The following is a 21,851-nucleotide window of genomic DNA, read 5'->3' on the forward strand; positions in this document are numbered from 1 at the left end:
TTAAAAATTGAAACTAAGAGAATAAATTTATTATATCTTTATCTGATAAGCTCTTAAGTAATCCACTATTAGATAAATCATCATTTATAAAATCATTTATAAGCTTATCTTTGTTTTCTTGAAGTTTTATTATATTTTCCTCGATGGTTCCTTTTGCAATGAGCTTGATAACATGTACTATATTTTTTTGTCCAAACCTATGAGCTCTATCGCTAGCTTGATTTTCAACCGCTGGATTCCACCAAGGATCAAAGTGAATTACAACATCAGCACTAGTTAAATTAAGACCACTTCCACCGGCTTTTAAAGATATTAAAAATACTTTAACGTCTTTACCTTTGTTGAATTTATTAACAAGATTTAATCTTTCTAAAGCATCAGTTTGACCATCTATATAATAATAATCTATATTATTTTTAGAAAGTTCCGAGCCTATATTTTTTAAAACAGAAGTAAATTGAGAAAATAAAAGTATTTTATGATTATCCTCTATATAATCTTTTAATATTTCAAGTGCAGCCTCAGTTTTTGAACTTTTTTTATCATATCCTTCTATTAAAATACTAGGATCTAAGCATAATTGTCTAAGCTTAGTTAAATAAGAAAACATAGTTATCTTATCTGTTTTCATATCTTTATTATTTATTTTTTCTTTAATTTCTTCTACATAAGCACTATATACTTTTCGTTGGTCTTTATTAAGTTCAACGAAAAACTTATTTTCTATTTTAGCAGGCAATTCGGTCATAACTTGTGATTTAGTTCTTCTAAGTATAAATGGTCTTATCAGCTTTCTAAGATTATTAGCATTATATTCATCATATATAAATAAATCTTGGAATTTATTTCTGCTGTATAAATATCCAGGCATTACAAAATCAAATATAGACCAAAGCTCAAGTAGATTATTTTCAATAGGAGTACCGGTAAGCGCAAATCTTACCTTAGAGTTTATACTTTTTACTGCATTTGTACTTAAAGATATAGGATTTTTTATATTCTGAGCCTCATCAATTATAAAATAATCAAATACTTGAGTTTCGTAAAAGTCTAAATCATTTCTAAGAGTAGCATAAGTAGTTATAACGACATCATATTCATCAATAGTTTTTAATAGCTTTTCTCGTTCTTTTTTATTTCCATGAATTAAAAGTACGTTAATATCAGGTGCAAAATTTTCAAATTCACTTTTCCAGTTATATATTAAAGATGTAGGAGTAACTATTAAATTTTTAGTATTTGCATCTTTTTCTTTTTTATAAAGTAAAAAAGATATAGTTTGAAGCGTTTTACCAAGACCCATTTCGTCGGCAAGTATTCCTCCAAACTTATAGTGATCTAAAGTTTTAAAATAGTTAAGACCTGATATTTGATAGTCTCGAAGATTAGCTTTTAGATTCTTAGGAATACTTAAATCTAAGTTTTCTATATTATCAAAATCATCACAAATACGATTTACAAGTTGTTGGCCTTCTATAAAGTTTAAATTTTTATTTTTTAACATATCATTGATATATAAAGCTTTACTAAGATGAATTTTAGAACTGTTAAAATTTGATACATTCAAGTTTTCTACAAGCTCAAATAAATTTTTAGTCGCACTATCTTCTAAATCTAAAAAGCTTCCATTTTTTAATTTATAAAATCTTTTTCTTTCTTTAAATGCAAGAAAAACATCTTTATATTCGTTTTGATTTATATCATCTATATTAAATGAAAAATTTAAATAACCATCTAAGCTATCTCTTATAGACGCATGTATAGAGGTAGATTTTATAATTTTTTTATTTTTAAATTTATCAGAATAATAGACATCGCCTAAACTTTTAAGGTTCATTATATCTATATCTAAGAAATTAAATAATTCTGTATCGTTACCATTAAATATATAATATGAATCATTACTTATAAAGTTAAGAGATAAAAGTTTATCTCTAAAGACTTTTTCTTTTTCTAAATTTCTAACAATATACTTAGTTTTATTTTCATCATTATACTCAAACTTAAGCTCACATACTACATTGCTATTTTTTAAATCAAAGTAAAACTTAGTATTAAAATCATTTACTATATTATCTTTTATTTTATCATCAATATTTACATTTTCTGAGAAATTATTAACTTTAGGAACTAAGTTAGTTAAAAGAGGATCTATTTCCTCTTTAGTAAATATTATATTATTATGATCTTTTAATATAGAGTACAATGTTTTGTAGTTTTTAGCATCTTCATTAGATAATAAATATATATTTTCTTCATATAAAACTACATCCCCTTTATGAGTAAGGGGCATAGGTAAATTATTATTACATTTTAGTGCTATATTTTCATCACATTTTTCTAAATCTAAATTTATAGGTAATTTTTCATCTACAACTTTAGGAAGGTGAACTTCGTTATTATAAGTAAGTGTAAATTCTTTATCTCCTAAGGTTTTTAAAAATCTTTTTAATCCACTACTTCCAACATCTAAAAGTTTAGCGTTAAAACTATTTAAAGCCATAGTATTTTTACGACCAAAGTCTTCTATTATATCAATTAATTCTTCATCTACACCTTCAAAATAATGAATATTAGGATTATATATAAAGTTTTTTCCATACTCTAATAAATCATTATTAATTCGAGCAAATGAAAAGTCTTTTAAATTTTTAAGGACGTACATTTTATCTGTTCCTATTTTAAAATCTGCAAATACACCAGTATTATTTATATCTATATTTACATCTAAATTAACTTTTTCTTTTTTATTATTAAAGTAAGAAAGAAGTTTTTTATTAGGTGTAGTAGGAGTATTACAAATATTTACATTATCATTTTTAGTTAATATATTATTAACTAGCTTTAAAGACGCTTCTTTTTTTAACTGTTGAATACCAGTTATACTAGTTGCAGCTATGTGTTTACAAATAAATATATTGCTTTGATTATGCCTTGAGAGATAGTCTTCGCAAGTACAACTACAACCAATTATTTTATTATTTATTGTATCTATAGAAATTGATGTAGTATAAACATCATTAAAAAACTCAGATTCAGCTATTGCATCAAAAGTAACTACACCATCGTTTATATTTATTGTTATATGATCTACTAGTTTTCTATTAAAATATTTAATCCCTCTATTCCATCTAGAGGGTATAGTATTATTTATCACTAAATTTTGCATATTATTAAAGTCCAAAATATCACCTTACTCTCTTTTGTATATAAAATATTATAGTCTAAATTTAATGAAATGACACAAAAAATATTATAAATTTAATTCGGATTTTAGCTTATAGTGGTAAATTGTCTTATAAAATTAATGATATAAAGTTATATATACTATAAGTTCAATAAAAAATTATATTGATAATACAAATAATCTTAAGCTATTTAGGTAAATAAAATTTTTACAAGTATGAAAAGAATAAAAAAGGCTAATTTAAATATATATTGTCATAAACTAATTGTAGTTGGGAAAGCTTATATTATAAGGAGAAATGTCATATGAAAAATATAATATTAACTTTACTATCTATACCTAAAGTAGGGAGAAAAAGCGTCGATTATTTTATAAAATACATGAAAGAAGTTCCTAAAAATGAAAATGATATAGTAGATATATTTATAGATATTAAAAATGATAATAATAAAATAAAAGTACCAACTTTAGAAGAAGTTAAAGTAGCTTATGAAAATGCTAATGAAATAGTAAATTTATCAAAAAAACAAAATATTGAAACTATAGATATATTACATAAAAACTTTCCTAAAAAGGTAAAACTTATAGAAAATGCACCACAAGTATTATTTTATAAAGGAAACTATAATGCAATAATAAATGAAAATACTTTAGCTATAATAGGTAGCAGAGATGCTAGCAAGGAAGGCCAAGAAAATGCATATAAAATGGCGTACTTATTTGCAAAAGAAAATTATTCAATAATAAGTGGATTAGCCATAGGTTGTGATACTTATGCACATCAGGGATGCCTAGATGCTAATGGTATGACTGTAGCAGTATTATCTAGTGGATTAAATACAATATACCCAATTAAAAATATAGAATTAGCAGAACGAATAGTAGATAACAATGGTTGTTTATTAAGTGAATATCCAATTGGAGTTGCATCGTTTAAAAATAACTTTGTAGAAAGAGACAGAATAGAAAGTGGACTTAGTTTAGGAACTATAGTAATAGAGGCAAATATTAAATCCGGTAGTATGCATACTGCAAATTTTACATTAAAACAAAAAAGAGCATTAGCTTGTTTGAATATTAATAAAAGTGGAAATAAATTTCTTTTAAAAAATAATGAGGTTATATCTATAAATGGAAAAGAAGATGTTACTAAAATAAAATTTCAACTAGAAAAAGTTAAAGAAATCTTAGAAAATAAAAAATGAGATATTAAAAAATTTTAAATATCTCATTTTTTATTATAAATATAATTAAATATCTATAGATTAATAGACCTTTTAAATAATAGATTGTCATCTCTAAAATAAGAATTAGATATTTTAAATATAGATAGGTTAGCCTTTATATTAGTATAAGGAGATAAGCTTACACTTGAACTTGAATTATTATTTAATGAAAAATTTAAATGTGAATCATAGACAGATACAATTGCATCTCCGCAAAGTTGTTCTTTTTTAGTAGTGCAACTTTCTATATTATGTCCTTTACAAGACTTAATAGAAAAAGACACATAATCACTATCATTACAACTATGTATATTAGCCCACCATCTTATATAATAAATTCCATTAGAATTTATAGTAAAATGACCATTGTTATAATTATAAGTTATATTTTGATTAGCATTTATTATACATTTATTAAATATAATAGGTTGATCTTTATCTATTATATTATTTAAAGTACTTTGTATTTGTAAGCACATTTAATTACCTCCGAAATATATTAATTACACTTTTATAATAAACTTACTAACTACTTATAGATATTTTATAAAATAAAGTTTTATGATAAAATTACTATAAATATATAATAATAGTAAACATGAAGATGGAAACCTAATTTTAGTTAGATATATGATTAGATAAAAATATTAAAAAAATAACTATTGATGATGAATTATTTTTGTTTAATGTAATTAGAATATTTTAAAAGTAAAAATTACCAAGTAACTATAAGTTAGAAAGATAGCTTTTATGAGCACAACAGATTATAATATATAATTTAAAAGGAGAGAAATATGGATAGATTAATAACTAAAGAAAAAGTTTTTGTACAAACTAATCAATTATCAGAAATACTTATAAATAGCAACGGGTATGGAGAATTTCATGATAATATAGTAAAAAATAATATAGTATGTGAAGAAAGTAAAAATTATGAAATAACAGGTGCTGGATTTATAGATTTTAATCAACATTTATATGAAGATATAAATCATATGAATTCTATCAGTAGTGGATTATATTTAGATATGACCCTAGTTATGTATAAAATATATATATGGGGATCAAAAGGTGAAGGTTTTGAAGTGTTTAGACATGTTTTAAGAGGAGAGGAAATAGCAAATTTAAAATCTGTAGAAGATATAAAAAATTATATATACAAAGGATTATCTGAATTAGAAGATGGAATAATTAACACATACAATAAGGAAACAAAAGCGGCATTTGAAGAATTTGGAAGTGGAATAGAATCAAGGCAATTACCTCTTCAAAATATACTTAAATATATAAACTTAGAAAATAATATAAATGATTTTAGATAAATTAAAAAGCTATCTTAAGTTATAAAATACTATAACCTAAGATAGCTATATTTTTGTTTTGATTTAATTAGTTATGTAAATTTTAAAAATATTATTACTTTATAAATATAATACAAAAAATCTAACTTAATCTGTTGTGCTAGTTATTTTATTAAACATATTGAAATTACTATATAAAGTTTTTGAACTATAAAAATATAGTTTACTAGGCTTTAGTGCTTTCAATAATCATATTTAATTAGCACAACGAGTTAACTTATATAGATTTTAAGTTAGATTTTTGTGATTAAGGAAGTATAGTAATTAAATTAGTGTTTATAATCACTATTAATAAGTAATAATAATTAATTTATGTGATAAAAACCATTGAATAATACATTAAGTAGTTGATATATAAGCGAAGCGAATTTATTATATATAATAATTTTTATAAAAAATTAAAGATACGGTAAAATTAAAATCGTAAAAATAGATATTGAATAATAAAAAACATTTAGTATACTGTTAATATAAATATACGATAGAATAGAAAAATGAGTAAAGGGGGATGAGTAAATTTGATATTATATGAAAAAAAAGAAGAAGAATCGAAAAAAGAATATGCATATAGGATATTAAAAGAAAATATAATGTCATTGGAATTAAAGCCAGGTGAATTATTAAGTGAAGTAGAATTATCTGAGAAGTTAAATATATCAAGAACGCCAATTAGAGAAGTTATAATGAGATTAAAAAATGAACACCTAATAGAAGTGAAGCCACAATCAGGAACGTATGTATCTTTAATAGATTTAAATTTAATTGAAGAAGCAATTTTTATGAGATTTGCTTTAGAAGAGAAAGTTTTAAAAGAAGCTTGTAATTACTTCCCTGAAGATAAAATGATAGAACTTGAAAAAAACCTATTTGCTCAAAATATAATTGCTAGTATGGAAGGCGGAGAACATGAATTTCATAAATTAGATACTAGCTTTCATGAAACTTTATTTTTGGGTGTAAAAAAGAAAGCCATATGGGAAAGTATATTAAAAATAAGTACTCATTATAATAGGATAAGATTATTATCTCAAAAGAAAGATTCAAAAGTATTAGTAGTTAAACAACATAAAGAAATTTTAAATGCTATAAAAAATAAAGAGAAAGAAAAAGTTGAAGATATAATAAATTATCATATGAATGATTCTATGAAAAGTTGGGAATATCTAATTAAGTTAGATGAAGAAAACTCTAAGTATTTCAAAATAAGTGAAGAAAAATAAAAATCACTAAAATCAATATTGTAATATTGATTTTAGTGATTTTTATTTTTTTTTACACTTAAGAGTACTATAAATAGTAAAAAAATGTGAAATAACTTTTGAATATAAGTAATATTAATAAACTGATTTTGAGAGTATTCGTTTTCATAGTGGCTAAAGGAAAGGACAAAGTCATTGTCGGAATAAAATAACACCTATATGTTGCTAAAGTAAAGTAAATTTTTTTCATATATATAGATTAACATACAAAATTATAGATTGTAATATTAAATAAATAAAATAAGTTATCGCATTGTTTGAAATAGATTGTATTAATAAAGTTTATAAAAAAGAAATATGATGTACTAAAAAGAAATATAATACACTATAAATACAAAAGGCTTGAAAAAAGAAGAAAAATGATATATTATATAATGGAAATCTGGTTAAATAATGTATCGTATTTATATAAAAGTAAGTATTATTTAGATTAATCTTAGAAGAAATCAAAACATATAATAAGCATGTCTGTCCTTATAAAACAAGATACCGATATATATGACTATACAGTCATAACATTTTATGATTTGATAGCAAATATATAAATAAATGATAAAAATAAAGCTTATATATAATGAAGTAAAGTAACAAAATAAATAAAAATTAGTATACAAGATTATTTTGATACACAGTTAATTTGAATTAAATGAAATGTATTGAAAATGATATCCTGTTATGATAATATACAAATTAACAAAAGTTTCATTAAAAAAAATAAAAAAATTAGTATACAAGAGAGGGGGAGAAGAAAAATTTGTATGCTAATTCTAACTTTATTAGGAAGGAATAATTAGTAAATTGTACTAACAAAATTAAAGGAAGAAGGAATAGTAACTGTAATAAGAGCTAATAGCCATGAAGAAGCATTAGGTTATATAAAGGTATGTATTTCAGGTGGGATAAAAGCTATAGAACTTACACACACAATACCAAATTTAGTAGAGCTTATAAAGTATGTATCAGAAATGAATTTGATATAGATAAAATACTTAATGATGTAAAATTAGTTCATATATATGGAATAACTTTAACACTTAGTAAAGACTTATACGAATTTAGTTTAAATCTTGCAAAAGAAGCTAAAAAGAGAAATATAATTGTTTCTTATGATTCAAATTATAGATCAAAGCTATGGAGCTTGGATGAAGCTAGTAAGTTTATAAAAGAAATTTTACCATTTGTTGATATAGCTTTTTTAGGAATATTAGATTTTAAAAATATATCGGTCTTATATCAGATATGCAATGTAGTGATGTTATAGAATTTGCAACTTGTGCGAGTGTATTAAAACACAGCATCATAGGGGAAATAAATATGGTTGATGAAAAAGATGTAATTATTCTTATGAAAGCTGGAGTAGGGAGTATAAATAGATAAATAAAGGAGTAAAAGATGAGCAAAGAATTAAGAAATTTAAATATAGAGTGTTTAAATGAAGAACAAAGAAAGATATATGACAAAGTTAGTAATAGTCCTATAAAGATAATGCAAGTAGGGGAAGGAAACTTTTTAATGTCATTTTTTGATTGGATGGTTTACCAAGCTATAAAAGTAGGAAAATATGATGGTTCGATAGCTTTAACTTGTCCTTTAGATTATGACAAAAAAATAGATTTATTAAAAGAACAAGATATGCTATATACAGTAATTCAAAGGGGATTTAAAGGAGATACTGAAGTTTATGAAAATGACATAGTATCAGTATTTTCAAAAGTATTTAATTATAACAAAGAGTGGGATATATTCATGAATATAGCTGAACAAGAAAGCTTAGAAGTTGTAATATCTAATACAACTGAAGCTGGTTTAGCATATAAAGAAGTTAAATTAGAAGAGGTTTCAACTGAAGGATTATACCCTGCAAAGTTAACAGCATTTTTAATGCACAGATTTAATGTCCTTGGAAATATATCTAAAAAATTACTTATATTCCCTTGTGAGTTAGTCGCTGAAAATGGAAAAGTGTTAAAAACATTTGTTGAAAAACACTCAAATGACTTTGGTGCATCTGAAGAATTTAAAGCTTGGGTAAATGAAAATTGTGTATTCTTAAATAACTTAGTTGATAGAATAGTACCAGGATTCCCATCAGCAAATGCAGATGAATACTTTGAAAACTTAGGATATAAAGATGGCGCACTTTCTATGTGTGAGCCATACTTCTTATGGGCAATAGAAGGAGATAAAGAATTAGACAATATATTACCACTTAATGCGTCAGGACTTAATGTTCAGTGGCTAGAATCACTTAAAGATACTCAATTATTAAAGGTTAGAATATTAAATGGATCTCATACATTAATAACTCCTTTAAGTATATTAAAAGGATTTAAGCAAGTTGATGAAGTTATTGAAAATGATGAAATGAAGGCATTTTTAAATGAAACTTTAGAAAATGAAATACTGCCTTCGCTAAAAAATAAAACAGGGAATAAAGAAGAATTTGCAAGTACAGTTCTATCTAGATTTAGAAATCCACATATAATGCATAAATTAGAATCTATATCTATGAATTCTGTATCTAAATTTGCAAATAGATTATGGCCGACAGTTAAAACTTACATAGAAGATAACAATAAAGCACCTAAAAATATAATGGTAGGTTTAGCAGGTCTTATAAGATTTTATCAAATTGAAAAAACCGAAAGTGGGTATGCAGGAAAAGACTTTAATGGATCTGAATACAAGGTATTTGATACTCCAGAAGTATTAGAATTTATGTATAACGTAAATAAAAAATACGAAGTTAAAAATGAAGAGTATGTGAGAGAAATTCTATCAGAAACAAAGCTTTGGGGAGAAGATTTATCAGTATATAATGGTATGGTAGATGGAGTATGCCAAAACTTAAAGAATATGGGGAATATAGTATGTGTGAATTTATAAAAATAAATGTTAAAGATGATGTAGTAGTATTACTAGAAGATAGTAAAATGGGAGATACAATAAAAGTTGATGATAAAGAAATTCAAATTTTACAAGATACTCCTAAAGGACATAAAATAGCTATTAAAAATATAGATAGAGATAATGAAGTATTAAAGTACGGATACAGCATAGGAAAAGCTAAAGAAGATATAAAAGCAGGGCAGTGGGTACATAGTCACAATATAAAAACGGGCTTAGATGGTATATTAGAGTATAAATTTGAATCAAAGAAGTTAGAAAATACAGTAAAAGAAAATAATATATATTTCAAAGGATATGTTCGTGAAAATGGAGATGTTGGTATAAGAAATGAAATATGGATAGTAAATACTGTTGGTTGCATAAATAAGACTTGTGCAATATTAGCAAGAGAAGGTAATAAATTAATAAATGATAAGATAGATGGAGTACATCATTTTGAGCATCCTCATGGATGCTCTCAATTAGGGGATGATTTAGAAAATACGAGAAAAATATTATCTGGATTAGTAAATCATCCTAATGCGGCTGGAGTTTTAGTTGTAGGTTTAGGTTGTGAAAATAACACGTTAGAAAGTTTTAAAACTGTACTTGAACCAATAAATCATAATAGAGTGAAGTTTTTAAACATACAAGATGTTGAAGATGAAATAGAAGAAGGTAAAAAGCTAATAAAAGAATTAGTAGATTATTCATCAAAATTTGAAAGAGAAGATGTACATATATCTAAATTAAAAATAGGTCTTAAATGTGGAGGATCAGATGCATTTTCTGGAATAACAGCAAATCCACTATTAGGAAGGGTATCAGATAATTTAGTATCATTAGGAGCAACAAGCATACAAACAGAAGTACCAGAAATGTTTGGAGCAGAAACAATATTATTTGAAAGATCATTAACTGAAGATGTATTTAATAACAGTGTTGATTTAATAAATGATTTTAAAAAATACTTTATAAGATATGATCAAGTTATATATGAAAATCCATCTCCAGGAAATAAAAAGGGTGGAATAACGACACTAGAAGAAAAATCGCTAGGATGTGTTCAAAAAGGTGGAAGTGCCATAGTTACAGATGTATTAAAGTATGGAGAAAAATCTACTAAAAATGGCCTTAACTTAATATCAGGTCCAGGAAATGACCAAATAGCAGTTACAGTACTTGCTGCATCAGGAGCACATATGGTTTTATTCACAACTGGTAGAGGAACTCCGTTTGGAGGAGTGGTACCTACTTTAAAAATATCAACTAACTCTGATTTATATAACAATAAAAAACATTGGATAGACTTTAATGCAGGTCAAATATTAGAAAATAAAGACATTAGAAAAGTTGATGAAGAGTTTTTTGACTTAATAGTAAATACTGCATCAGGAGAGTATATGGCTCACAATGAAGTAAACGGATACAAAGAAATAGCAATATTAAAAGATGGAGTTACATTATAGAGGGGGAATATAAAATGAAAAAGTTTATGTGTGAAGATTTTTTATTAAGTAATGAAACAGCAAAGGTTTTATACCATAATCATGCTAAAAATATGCCTATATTTGATTATCACTGCCACTTAATACCAAGTGAAATAGCAGAAGATAAAAAATACAACAATATAACTGAAATATGGTTATATGGAGACCACTATAAGTGGAGAGCTATGAGAAGTTTTGGTATAGATGAATACTATATAACAGGTGAATCAACTGACTTTGAAAAATTCCAAGCATTTGCAAAAGCTATGCCTTATTTAATAGGAAATCCAATATATCATTGGTCTCATTTAGAACTTAAAAGATACTTTGGAGTAGATGAAACTTTAAATGAAAATAATGCAGAAGAAATATGGAATAAATGTAATGAAGTAATACAAAAAACGGATTTCAGTGCAAGATCTATTATAACAAAATCAAATGTTAAATACATAGCAACTACTGATGACCCAGCTGATAATTTAGAGTATCATATAAAGATAGCTAAAGATGAAAGTTTTGACTGTGAAGTTAGACCTACTTTAAGACCTGATAAAGCTATAAAAATAGGAAATGAAGGTTTTGCAGAATATATAAAAGTTTTAGGTCAAACAGAAAATACAAATATAACTAACTATAAAGAACTTATGGAAGTTTTAGAAAAAAGAGTAGAATTCTTTGTTGAAAATGGATGTACAATAACAGACCATGCTTTAGACAGAGTTTACTTCAAAAATACAAATGAAGAAGAAGTTAATGAAATATTTATAAAGGCTATAAATGGAGAAACATTAACTCAAGATGAAATAGAAAAGTATGCAACTTTAACAATGATAAACTTAGGAAGAATATATCATAAGCACAACATGGTTATGCAATTACATATAGGAGCTCTTAGAAATAATAATACTAGAATGCTTAAAAAGTTAGGTCCAGATGTAGGATTTGATAGTATAGATGATGGTGAAGTAGCAAGGCCATTGTCTAGATTATTAGACACTTTAGATGGAGAAGATAAACTTCCAAAAACTATATTATATTGTTTAAATCCAAAGGACAATGAGGTACTAGCAACTATGCTTGGAAACTTCCAAGGTGGAGGTGTAGCTGGTAAAATTCAATTTGGTTCTGGATGGTGGTTTAACGATCAAAAAGATGGAATGGAAAGACAAATGATGGCTTTATCTCAATTAGGATTATTAAGTCAATTTGTTGGAATGCTAACAGATTCAAGAAGTTTCTTATCTTACACAAGACATGAATACTTTAGAAGAATATTATGTAATTACATAGGTAGTTTAGTAGAAAATGGAGAATACCCAGCGGATATGAAGATATTAGGAGAGATTATAGAAAATATATGCTATAATAATGCTGATAAATATTGTAAAGGTCAGTAAAATATAATAAAAAACATTGCTTATTAAGAAAAAAGTTGTTAAAATAAAAACATGACAAAAAAGGTAGAAAAAATAAGAGGGTAAAATAATAATATTTAGGTTATGTATATATTAAGGTAAAAAATAAATATATACATAATCTGAATATTGATAGATATTTATAATAGTTAATGAATAGCAATAGCTATTTATAAAATAAAAAGTTTTATTATTAAAATAATATAGTTAAGTGAATTGCAACTTGTATACTAGAATTCGCTTGTATGCTATATTGAAAGGGGAATTTTAATGAAAATAGGAAAACGTATAACTACTTTGATATTAATAGCGACAATGTCATTTGTAGGTGTAGGTTGTAGTAGTGCTAATGGAGAAGAAAAATCTGTAAGAGTTATAAGAGTTGCTCATGGTCAAAATGAAGATCATCCTCAACATAAAGCGTTACTTGAATTTGAAAAATATGTTGAAGAAAAAACTAACAATGAACTTGATGTTCAAATATTTCCAAATGAGCTATTAGGAGCAACATCTCAAGCAGTTGAGTTATGTCAAACAGGAGCTATAGATTTAGTTGTTGCAGGTCTTGGGAACTTAGAAGCTTTTGAAGATTCATATACAGTTCTTAACTTACCATACATAATGGACAGTAAAGAACATTACCATGAGGTAATGAATGATGAAGAAATAATGGGTCCTATATATGAGTCAACTAGAGAAAGTGGATTTATAGGATTAACATGGTTTGATGCAGGTATAAGAAATATATATACTACAAAAAAAGTAATAAATACACCAGATGATTTAAAGGGTCTAAAAATAAGAGTTCAAACGAGTCCTACAAATGTAAAAATGCTTCAAGCATTAGGTGCGTCTGCAACACCAATGTCATTTGGTGAAGTTTATACAGGGTTACAGCAAAGTGTCATAGATGGTGCAGAAAATAATGAATTAGCACTTGTAAACAATAAACATGGTGAAGTTGCAAAGAACTATTCTTATAATATGCACGCAATGTTACCAGATTTATTAATAGTTAATGCAAGATTATTAGATGAATTAACGCCAGATCAATCTCAAGCAATAGTAGACGGAGCTAAGCTTGCAAATGAATTTGAAGTAGAAGCGTGGGAAGAAGCAGCAGCAGAAGCTAAGGCAAAAGCTGAAGAAATGGGAGTTAATTTCTACTATCCAGATATAAAACCATTCCAAGAAAAAATGAAAGATTTACACGCTGAATATACTCAAGATCCTGATATGAAGGCTATTTTCGATAAGATAAGAGCAAAAGGTGATGAAATATTAGCGAGAAATGAAAATAAAGAGCATTCTAAAGAAAGTTCTGAAACGGGAGTTAATTAATTATAAACGTAATAAAATATTATAAAGGGAGAATATAAATGGAAACTCTTAGAAAAGGTTTGGATAAAGTATTAGAATTTATATGCTGTACACTATTAGCATTAATGACTATATTGGTGACATGGCAAGTTGTATCAAGATATGTACTTAATAATCCAAGTACGATAACAGAAGAATTAGTATTATTTTCTTTTGTATGGATGGGATTATTAGGAGGTGCCTATTTATTTGGAAAGAACGAGCATATGGCGATGACATTTTTATTTGATAAATTAAGTGAAAAAAATCAAATTAAAGTAAGAATATTTTTTGAATTAGTAATAATGGCATTTGCAGTATTTATATTAATTTTCGGTGGATATAATATGTCAAAATTATCAATGGGACAATTATCTTCATCTTTACAAATACCAATGGGATATATATACCTAGCATTACCTTTATCAGGTATTACAACAGTAATATACAATATTTTAAATATATATGATATTATTAATGAATTGTCAATACATAAAAATAAAAAAGGATCAAGCATAGCTCAATAATAAACGAAGGGGAATAAAAAGTTTATATTTTAAAGGAGGAAATTTAATGGAACTAGCATTACAAACGGGATTAACTTTATTAATTGTATTTCCAATATTACTATTAATAGGTATACCAATAGCTGTTACAATAGGGATATCTTCAGTTTTAGCAATACTACCTGCATTACCATGGGAAAATGCAGTTTTTACAGCTGCACAACGTATATTTACAGGGATTAACTCATTCTCATTATTAGCAATACCATTTTTCATATTAGCTGGTATTATAATGAACAATGGTGGTATAGCAATAAAATTAGTAAACTTTGCAAATTTATTAGCTGGTAAATTACCAGGATCATTAGCTCACACAAATGTTATCGGTAATATGTTATTTGGTTCAATAAGTGGATCAGGAACAGCAGCTGCTGCTGCTATGGGTGGAATTATGACACCATTACAAGAAGAAGCAGGTTATGATAAAGACTTTAGTGCGGCAGTAAATGTAGCGTCAGCACCTACTGGATTGTTAATACCTCCAAGTAACTCATTAATAATATATTCATTAGTTAGTGGTGGTACATCAGTAACAGCATTATTTATGGCAGGATATATACCAGGAATACTTTGGGGATTAGGTGTTATGATAGTGGCATTTTTTATAGCTAAGAAAAAAGCTTATAAAACAACGAAAGAAAAAATAACATTCTCTCAAGCTTTAAAAGTAGTTTTAGATGCAATACCAAGTTTATCATTAATAGTAATAATAATAGGTGGTATAACAGGTGGTATATTTACAGCGACAGAGGGTGCAGCTATAGCAGTTGTATACTCTTTATTATTGTCAATGTTTTTATATAAATCAATAAAATTGAAAGATTTACCAAGGATATTATTAGAAGCTGTAAATATGACAGCGATGATAGTATTTTTAATAGGGGCATCATCTATAATGTCTTGGATATTAGCTTTTACAAATGTTCCAACGTATATAACTAATTTAATATTAGGTTTATCTGACAATCCAATAGTGATATTATTAATAATGAATATATTATTATTAGTAGTTGGTACATTTATGGATGCAACTCCAGCAATATTAATATTTACACCAATATTTTTACCAATAGCACAAAGTTTAGGCATGGATTCTATACAATTTGGGATAATGTTAGTATTTAACTTATGTATAGGTACAATAACACCTCCAGTTGGAAATACATTGTTTGTAGGTTGTAGAGTTGCAAAAACTAAGGTAGAAGGTGTTATAAAATCTATATTACCATTTTATATTGCAATATTTATTGTTCTTATGTTAGTTACATTTATACCTCAATTAAGTTTATTTATACCAAAACTTATGGGGCTAGTATAATATAAAATTATAAAAATAGACTCTAATGATAGAGTCTATTTTTATGTATATATGTTTTAAGAATCATTCTACATTATAAATACTTTTATTATTTATTATAGCTTTGAAAAATTCAAAATAATATTTTCATATAATGTAGTATTTTAATTAAAACCTATATATAAAGAAATTAATATATAAAATTTTTATGGATAATCACTCATATTGTTGGAGATATGAAGTGTTTCGCCGACACGTCGCTCAAGCGAATCGAATTTCTTATTAAATATTAAAAGTATATAGTGATTAATTTAATTTCTTAATATATTTTATGCATATTAAAAATATAAAGTTTTTCAAAAATAAAAAGGAAAAGGATTTTGAAATGAGTTTATATTATTATTATGTTAAAATTTTAATATAAATGAAATATTAATAAAGTAAAATTTTAAAAAAGTTAGTTTATATATTCTACAATCTGATTCAAGAAATTGCTAATTTTTGTAACTAAGACAATAATATATTATGTACATAAAATGAATGGAGGAGATTTAAATGAAGTTAGAAGAAAAAGTTATCGGGGGTAGATCAAACAAAGTTAATCCAGAAATATTAACAAGTATATTATTAATAAGCGCCACAATATTAGCTTTGATAATGTCAAATACAGATTTAAGAGAAGTATATCATAGTATATTTAATGATATTAAAATATTTGGTGAATTTAACTTACATTTACTAATAAACGATTTTTTTATGGCAATATTTTTCTTAGTAGTAGGATGTGAGATAAAGCATGAGATATTAAAAGGTCATTTATCTAGTGTAAAAAAAGCTGCATTTCCAGTTATAGCGGCATGCGGTGGAGTAGCAGTACCCGCATTAATATTTTTAATGTTAAATTATAACACAAGATTTGCTAATGGTATAGGAATACCAATATCTACAGATATAGCCTTTGCTGTAGGAGTATTTATGGTATTAAAAAATAAACTAGATCCTAGTTTAAAGGTGTTTTTATTATCTCTTGCGGTAGTAGATGATTTAATATCAATATTAGTTATAGGTATAGCCTATTCTTCGGATATAAATTTATTTGGGATAATGGGAGCTATAGGAGTATTGTGTATCTTGATTTATATGAACAAAATATTAAAGGTAAAAAAAGCAATACCATATATGATTGTAGGAATAGCACTTTGGTTTTTTGTTTATATAAGTAAGATACACTCAACGATAAGCGGTGTATTATTAGCAATTTGTTTACCATCAAACAGTGAAAATGGCAATAAAAGTTTACTAGAGAATGTAAATGAAAGTTTATCACCAATATGTAATTATTTGATACTTCCTTTATTTGCATTTTCAAATACTGGAATAAACTTAGCAGCAAATATAAACTATGCAGAACTTAAAACACTTATAGAGGGGATAATGGGTGGCCTTATAATAGGAAAGCCACTTGGAATAATACTTTTTAGCTATATAGGAGTAAAATTACATTTAATAGAAAAACCAAAAGATACTACATGGGCATCTCTTCTTCAAGTCGCAACACTTGCAGGGATAGGATTTACAATGTCTATATTTGTTACAGAAATAGCATTTTCAGGCAATCAAGATATAGTTGATGCAAGTAAGATATGCATATTAATAGCAGGTATTTTATCATCAACTTTAACTTGTACAACAATATTTTTAAAACCATATTTAAATAGAAAGTATATAATATCTCATCTACATTTTGGACTTAGAAAACAAAATTAAAAAATATATTAAAAAGAGGTTATTTCATAGATATATGGGATAACCTCTTTTTTACGCTTAAGGATATTATAATACTTAAAAAAATGTGGAGAAATTCTGAATGTAAGTAATAGCAACAAATTGGTTTTGAGCGCAAAAAAGATTTTGAAATACTTCGCCCACGCAGTGGCTCAAGCAACGGACGAAGTCGTTGGCGACATGAAGTGTTTCGCCGACACGTCGCTCAAGCGAAGCGAATTTTTTATGTATTCTAGTATTAGTTTATAATTCCTAGTAGAGTATAATGTTTAAATAAATATTAACTTTGAACATAAGATGTATAAGATAATCAATATATAAGAAATTGCTCGGAAGAAATGCATGAATAAAAAATAGATAAGAATATATTCACACATTAAAGAATTTAATAGCTGTATTTAGCTTTGTTAATTGCTTAGCAAATAAACATATAACAAGGTATAAATTTATATTTCATAAAAATGAAATTATATAAGTGATATTGTACAAGATAAGCTTCATATTAATTATATAATTCATAAATAAATTCAGGAGGAGTTAAAGTGAATCATGTAAAAAATTTATGTGAAAAGTATTTAGAAGAAATGATAGCATTAAGAGAAACTATACACATGTATCCAGAAGAAGACTTTAAAGAATTTAAAACAGCAAAAATAATAATTGATGAACTAGAAAAACTAGGAATCAAGGTGCAAAAAAATGTAGCTAAAACAGGAGTAGTTGGATTAATTGAAGGGAAATATCCAGGAAAAACAGTTTTACTTAGAGCTGACATGGACGCATTAAAGATACAAGAGCAGGCAGATGTAGAGTATAAATCAAAGGTAGATGGTATGATGCATGCTTGTGGTCATGATGGTCATGTTGCAGGTCTTTTAGGTGCAGCTATGATACTTAATGAGCTAAAAGATAAATTACATGGTAATGTTAAATTAGTATTTCAACCAGCAGAAGAAATAGAAGGCGGTGCCCTTCCTATGATTGAAGAGGGAGTGCTTGAAAATCCAAAGGTAGATGTAGCTTTTGGAGCACATTTATGGGGGTACTTAAAAGAAGGTGAAGTACATTTAAAAGAAGGCCCTATGATGGCTGCACCAGATATATTTAACATAAAGATTATAGGAAAGGGTGGTCATGGAGCAATTCCTCAAGAAACAATAGACCCAATAGTAATAACTTGTCAAATTGTAAATGCATTACAAACTATAGTAAGTAGAAGAACCAGTCCAGTAGATCCAGTAGTTGTAACTTGTGGAAAAATACAAGGTGGAGATAGCTATAATGTGATACCTAATGAAGTTGAATTAGAAGGTACTATAAGAACTTTTAAAGAAGAAACGAGAAAACTTGTACCAAGTATTATAGAAGATTTAGTAAGAGGTATAACCACTTCTCAAGGAGCAACTTATGAATTTAAATATAAGGCCAACTATCCAGCATTAATAAATGATAAATATATGACTAGCTTTGCTAAGGAATCATTAAAAAAAGTAGTTGGAGAAGAAAATGTATTTGATTTAAAAGAACCTAATATGGGTGGAGAAGATTTTGCTTACTTTGCACAAAAAGTTCCGTCAGCATTTATGTTTATAGGAATAGCAAATAATGAAAGTGAGCCAGTTATTCATCATAACCCATACTTTAAATGGGATAGTAAAAATGTAGGCATATTAGCACAAAGCTTATCTCAAATAGCAATTGATTATTTAAAGTAAATTCTATTAAGGGGGTGTCATAGTTGGGTAAAGTAAAAGAAAATAAAAAGGTTGGTTTATTAGATAGAGTATTAAATTCAGTAGAAATAGTAGGAAATAAACTACCAGATCCAGTTACAATATTTTTTATATTATGTGGAGTAATATTTGTATTATCAGCAATTATATCAAGTCAAGGTGTTAGCGCTGTACATCCATCAACAGGAGAAGAAATAGTAGCTATAAATTTATTAAATAAAGAACAGCTTAAGATATTCTTAGGTAGCATAGTTTCAAATTTCCAATCATTTGCACCATTAGGACTTGTACTAGTTACAATGCTTGGTGCTGGGATTGCAGAAAAAACAGGTCTTATGGAAGTATTAATGAAACAAAGTATAAACAAAGTTCCTAAAAAATTAGTTACTGGAACTATAATATTTGTTGGGATAGTAGCAAATGCAGCAGCTGATGCAGGGTTTATAGTGCTTCCACCTCTTGCGGCACTTGTATTTATAGGTATAGGAAGACATCCACTGATAGGTATGTTTGCAGGGTATGCAGGAGTTGCAGCGGGATTTTCTGCAAATATAATAGTTAGTATGATAGATGTATTATTGGCAGGATTTACAGGTCAATCTGCACAAATGGTAGATCCAAATTATGTAGTAAATCCAGCAATGAATATGTATTTCTTAGCTGTATCTGCAGTAGTATTAACTATACTTGGTGCGATTGTAACTGAAAAATATGTAGCTCCTCGTTTTGGAAAATATGAAGGCTTAGCAGCAGATACATCAACATCAAAAGAAGTTACACCACTTCAAGCTAAAGGTCTTAAATATGCACTATATTCATTATTATTAGTAGTAATTATAATAGTTGGGTTATCTATAGGTAATGATGCATTCTTAAGAGATAGCGAAACAGGGTCATTACTTTCTAATGGTTCAACTTTAATGAAAGGTATAGTTCCGATAATAACAGCAGTATTTCTAGTTCCGGGATTTGTATATGGTAAAGTTACTAAGAGTATAAAAAATGATAAAGACTTAGTTTCTATGATGGGTAGTTCTATGAGTGATATGGGAATGTATATAGTTTTAGCATTTGCAGCAGGACAATTTTTATACTTATTTAATGCAAGTAATTTAGGTACTATATTATCTATAAAAGGAGCAGAGTGGCTTCAAAATGCAGGTATGACAGGTAAAGGACTTATAGTAGCATTTGTATTATTTGCAGCATTTATAAATATATTTGTAGGAAGTGCATCTGCAAAATGGGCTATAATGGGACCTATATTTGTACCAATGTTTTTATTATTAGGATATGATCCAGCACTAACTCAAGTTGCTTATCGTATAGGGGACTCTATAACTAATCCATTAAGCCCACTTTTCCCATACTTTCCAGTGATATTAGCATTTGCTAAAAAATATGATAAAAATATAGGTATGGGTACTATAATAGCTAATATGCTTCCATACTCAATAGTTTTTGCTATTGCTTGGATAATACTTCTTTTAGCATTTATGATATTTAATATACCTCTAGGACCAGGAGGAGCAATATATTATATAATGTAGTTTTAAAAATAGGAGAATAAATATATAAGGCACTGAATTTAAGGTTAAAATCTTAAATTCAGTGCCTTTATAATTATTAAAAATAATTCTATTTGAGAACTTGAATTTTATTTTTTAAATATTCCAAATGGTTTACCTACTGGTAAGAATGTTCTACCAAAATGAGTATTAAGGACAGCTGCACCACATCCATAGAATGAAAATACAGCTATTAATAATTCTGAATAAGCAGCTATATTGTGTGTAACATGTTCTGCTATACCAAATGTACTTAAAGTAAGACCTAAGAATAGGAAGTCTATAAGAACAAATATTATAAATAATACTTTATGAGTTTCCATAGCTCCTATAGTCATGAATATAGTAAATATTAAATAACCAAGGTAAGCAAATGCTAATTGCTTAGGATCTATAGCAGCTGCTAAAGTAGGTCCAAATACTCCATTTTGTATTAACCAAGCAAATCCAACTGAATACCAGAAGAATGCATAAGCACCGAATGCAGTAGCTCCAAATGTATTATTATGTTTAAAATCATGTATAGATGCCATAAGCTGAGCTGAAGCACCTAAAAATATTGCCCAAGGAATTACAAATGATACCCCAGATGTTAATCCAAGTTTTTGAGAAGATGCAACTAATGTTATTATTGCAAGACCGAATAGCCCAAGAGCTGAAGGATCAGCAGTAACTATTTTTACTTTGTTTTCGTTCATAATTTTCCTCCATAATAT

17 protein-coding genes are annotated in these 21,851 nt (G+C 26.7%); 14 read left to right on the forward strand and 3 right to left on the reverse strand.

All coding sequences use genetic code 11. The features are described 5' to 3' along the window. Positions 1 to 13 precede the first annotated feature (13 nt). Positions 14 to 3,184 carry a DEAD/DEAH box helicase gene (locus CRIB_RS03270; RefSeq protein ID WP_243633565.1) on the reverse strand — a complete coding sequence of 1,057 codons (3,171 nt, stop codon included), beginning with the start codon at positions 3,182 to 3,184 and terminating at the stop codon, positions 14 to 16. Between the two features lie 308 nt (positions 3,185 to 3,492). On the opposite strand from CRIB_RS03270, the gene CRIB_RS03275 reads away from it, so the two are divergent. Then, complete coding sequence (locus CRIB_RS03275; RefSeq protein WP_180703118.1) at positions 3,493 to 4,392, forward strand: DNA-processing protein DprA; 900 nt, start codon at positions 3,493 to 3,495, stop codon at positions 4,390 to 4,392. A 53-nt stretch (positions 4,393 to 4,445) separates the two neighbouring features. Here the strand turns inward: CRIB_RS03275 and CRIB_RS03280 are convergent, their stop codons facing one another. Next, on the reverse strand, positions 4,446 to 4,892 hold the full coding sequence (locus tag CRIB_RS03280) for a C1q-like domain-containing protein (protein ID WP_180703119.1): 447 nt from the start codon (positions 4,890 to 4,892) through the stop codon (positions 4,446 to 4,448). Between the two features lie 315 nt (positions 4,893 to 5,207). On the opposite strand from CRIB_RS03280, the gene CRIB_RS03285 reads away from it, so the two are divergent. From CRIB_RS03285 to CRIB_RS03345, 13 genes are all read left to right on the forward strand, one after another. Continuing rightward, the gene (locus tag CRIB_RS03285; protein ID WP_180703120.1) at positions 5,208 to 5,735 is read left to right on the forward strand and encodes a hypothetical protein; all 528 of its coding nucleotides are present in this window, start codon (positions 5,208 to 5,210) and stop codon (positions 5,733 to 5,735) included. Between the two features lie 557 nt (positions 5,736 to 6,292). Next, positions 6,293 to 6,994: a GntR family transcriptional regulator gene (locus CRIB_RS03290; RefSeq protein WP_180703121.1), complete on the forward strand. Its 702-nt coding sequence runs from the start codon at positions 6,293 to 6,295 to the stop codon at positions 6,992 to 6,994. 922 nt (positions 6,995 to 7,916) lie between these two features. Continuing rightward, positions 7,917 to 8,294 (forward strand): carbohydrate kinase family protein, encoded by a 378-nt coding sequence (locus tag CRIB_RS03295; RefSeq protein WP_180703122.1) that lies wholly within the window; start codon positions 7,917 to 7,919, stop codon positions 8,292 to 8,294. Continuing rightward, positions 8,273 to 8,410, forward strand: a complete 138-nt coding sequence (locus CRIB_RS03300; RefSeq protein WP_180703123.1) for a hypothetical protein — start codon at positions 8,273 to 8,275, stop codon at positions 8,408 to 8,410. Before CRIB_RS03295 ends, CRIB_RS03300 begins: the two co-directional genes overlap by 22 nt. A 15-nt stretch (positions 8,411 to 8,425) precedes the next feature. After that, entirely contained in the window at positions 8,426 to 9,919 is a 1,494-nt protein-coding gene (locus tag CRIB_RS03305) for a tagaturonate reductase (protein WP_180703124.1), read from the forward strand. After that, positions 9,904 to 11,391 (forward strand): UxaA family hydrolase, encoded by a 1,488-nt coding sequence (locus tag CRIB_RS03310; RefSeq protein WP_180703125.1) that lies wholly within the window; start codon positions 9,904 to 9,906, stop codon positions 11,389 to 11,391. Before CRIB_RS03305 ends, CRIB_RS03310 begins: the two co-directional genes overlap by 16 nt. Before the next feature lie 14 nt (positions 11,392 to 11,405). Continuing rightward, a complete protein-coding gene (uxaC, locus tag CRIB_RS03315) occupies positions 11,406 to 12,809 on the forward strand; it encodes a glucuronate isomerase (RefSeq protein WP_180703126.1) in 1,404 nt (467 codons plus the stop codon). Positions 12,810 to 13,097: 288 nt separating this feature from the next. Continuing rightward, complete coding sequence (locus tag CRIB_RS03320) at positions 13,098 to 14,168, forward strand: TRAP transporter substrate-binding protein (RefSeq protein ID WP_243633566.1); 1,071 nt, start codon at positions 13,098 to 13,100, stop codon at positions 14,166 to 14,168. A 38-nt stretch (positions 14,169 to 14,206) separates the two neighbouring features. Further along, complete coding sequence (locus tag CRIB_RS03325; protein WP_180703127.1) at positions 14,207 to 14,713, forward strand: TRAP transporter small permease; 507 nt, start codon at positions 14,207 to 14,209, stop codon at positions 14,711 to 14,713. Between the two features lie 46 nt (positions 14,714 to 14,759). Then, a complete protein-coding gene (locus tag CRIB_RS03330) occupies positions 14,760 to 16,070 on the forward strand; it encodes a TRAP transporter large permease (RefSeq protein WP_180703128.1) in 1,311 nt (436 codons plus the stop codon). 534 nt (positions 16,071 to 16,604) lie between these two features. Next, positions 16,605 to 17,816 (forward strand): Na+/H+ antiporter NhaA, encoded by a 1,212-nt coding sequence (gene nhaA, locus CRIB_RS03335; protein ID WP_180703129.1) that lies wholly within the window; start codon positions 16,605 to 16,607, stop codon positions 17,814 to 17,816. A 560-nt stretch (positions 17,817 to 18,376) separates the two neighbouring features. After that, positions 18,377 to 19,549, forward strand: coding sequence for a M20 metallopeptidase family protein (locus tag CRIB_RS03340; RefSeq protein WP_207204148.1), 1,173 nt, complete (start codon positions 18,377 to 18,379; stop codon positions 19,547 to 19,549). Positions 19,550 to 19,572: 23 nt separating this feature from the next. Next, a complete protein-coding gene (locus tag CRIB_RS03345) occupies positions 19,573 to 21,117 on the forward strand; it encodes an AbgT family transporter (RefSeq protein WP_180703130.1) in 1,545 nt (514 codons plus the stop codon). 107 nt (positions 21,118 to 21,224) lie between these two features. Here CRIB_RS03345 and CRIB_RS03350 read toward each other — a convergent pair whose 3' ends face one another. Continuing rightward, complete coding sequence (locus tag CRIB_RS03350) at positions 21,225 to 21,833, reverse strand: acetate uptake transporter (protein ID WP_207204149.1); 609 nt, start codon at positions 21,831 to 21,833, stop codon at positions 21,225 to 21,227. Between the last annotated feature and the right edge of the window lie 18 nt (positions 21,834 to 21,851).

This window comes from Romboutsia ilealis, assembly GCF_900015215.1.
In the GTDB taxonomy this organism is placed as follows: Bacteria; Bacillota; Clostridia; order Peptostreptococcales; family Peptostreptococcaceae; genus Romboutsia; species Romboutsia ilealis.

Excerpts from the sequence above, each read along its gene's own strand:
- CRIB_RS03350 (WP_207204149.1), bottom strand. The coding sequence starts at position 21,833 with ATGAACGAAAACAAAGTAAAAATAGTTACTGCTGATCCTTCAGCTCTT.
- CRIB_RS03330 (WP_180703128.1), top strand. The coding sequence starts at position 14,760 with ATGGAACTAGCATTACAAACGGGATTAACTTTATTAATTGTATTTCCA.
- CRIB_RS03295 (WP_180703122.1), top strand. The coding sequence starts at position 7,917 with ATGTATTTCAGGTGGGATAAAAGCTATAGAACTTACACACACAATACC.
- nhaA (WP_180703129.1), top strand. The coding sequence starts at position 16,605 with ATGAAGTTAGAAGAAAAAGTTATCGGGGGTAGATCAAACAAAGTTAAT.
- CRIB_RS03300 (WP_180703123.1), top strand. The coding sequence starts at position 8,273 with ATGCAATGTAGTGATGTTATAGAATTTGCAACTTGTGCGAGTGTATTA.
- CRIB_RS03305 (WP_180703124.1), top strand. The coding sequence starts at position 8,426 with ATGAGCAAAGAATTAAGAAATTTAAATATAGAGTGTTTAAATGAAGAA.
- CRIB_RS03320 (WP_243633566.1), top strand. The coding sequence starts at position 13,098 with ATGAAAATAGGAAAACGTATAACTACTTTGATATTAATAGCGACAATG.
- CRIB_RS03275 (WP_180703118.1), top strand. The coding sequence starts at position 3,493 with ATGAAAAATATAATATTAACTTTACTATCTATACCTAAAGTAGGGAGA.
- uxaC (WP_180703126.1), top strand. The coding sequence starts at position 11,406 with ATGAAAAAGTTTATGTGTGAAGATTTTTTATTAAGTAATGAAACAGCA.
- CRIB_RS03280 (WP_180703119.1), bottom strand. The coding sequence starts at position 4,892 with ATGTGCTTACAAATACAAAGTACTTTAAATAATATAATAGATAAAGAT.
- CRIB_RS03325 (WP_180703127.1), top strand. The coding sequence starts at position 14,207 with ATGGAAACTCTTAGAAAAGGTTTGGATAAAGTATTAGAATTTATATGC.
- CRIB_RS03285 (WP_180703120.1), top strand. The coding sequence starts at position 5,208 with ATGGATAGATTAATAACTAAAGAAAAAGTTTTTGTACAAACTAATCAA.
- CRIB_RS03310 (WP_180703125.1), top strand. The coding sequence starts at position 9,904 with ATGTGTGAATTTATAAAAATAAATGTTAAAGATGATGTAGTAGTATTA.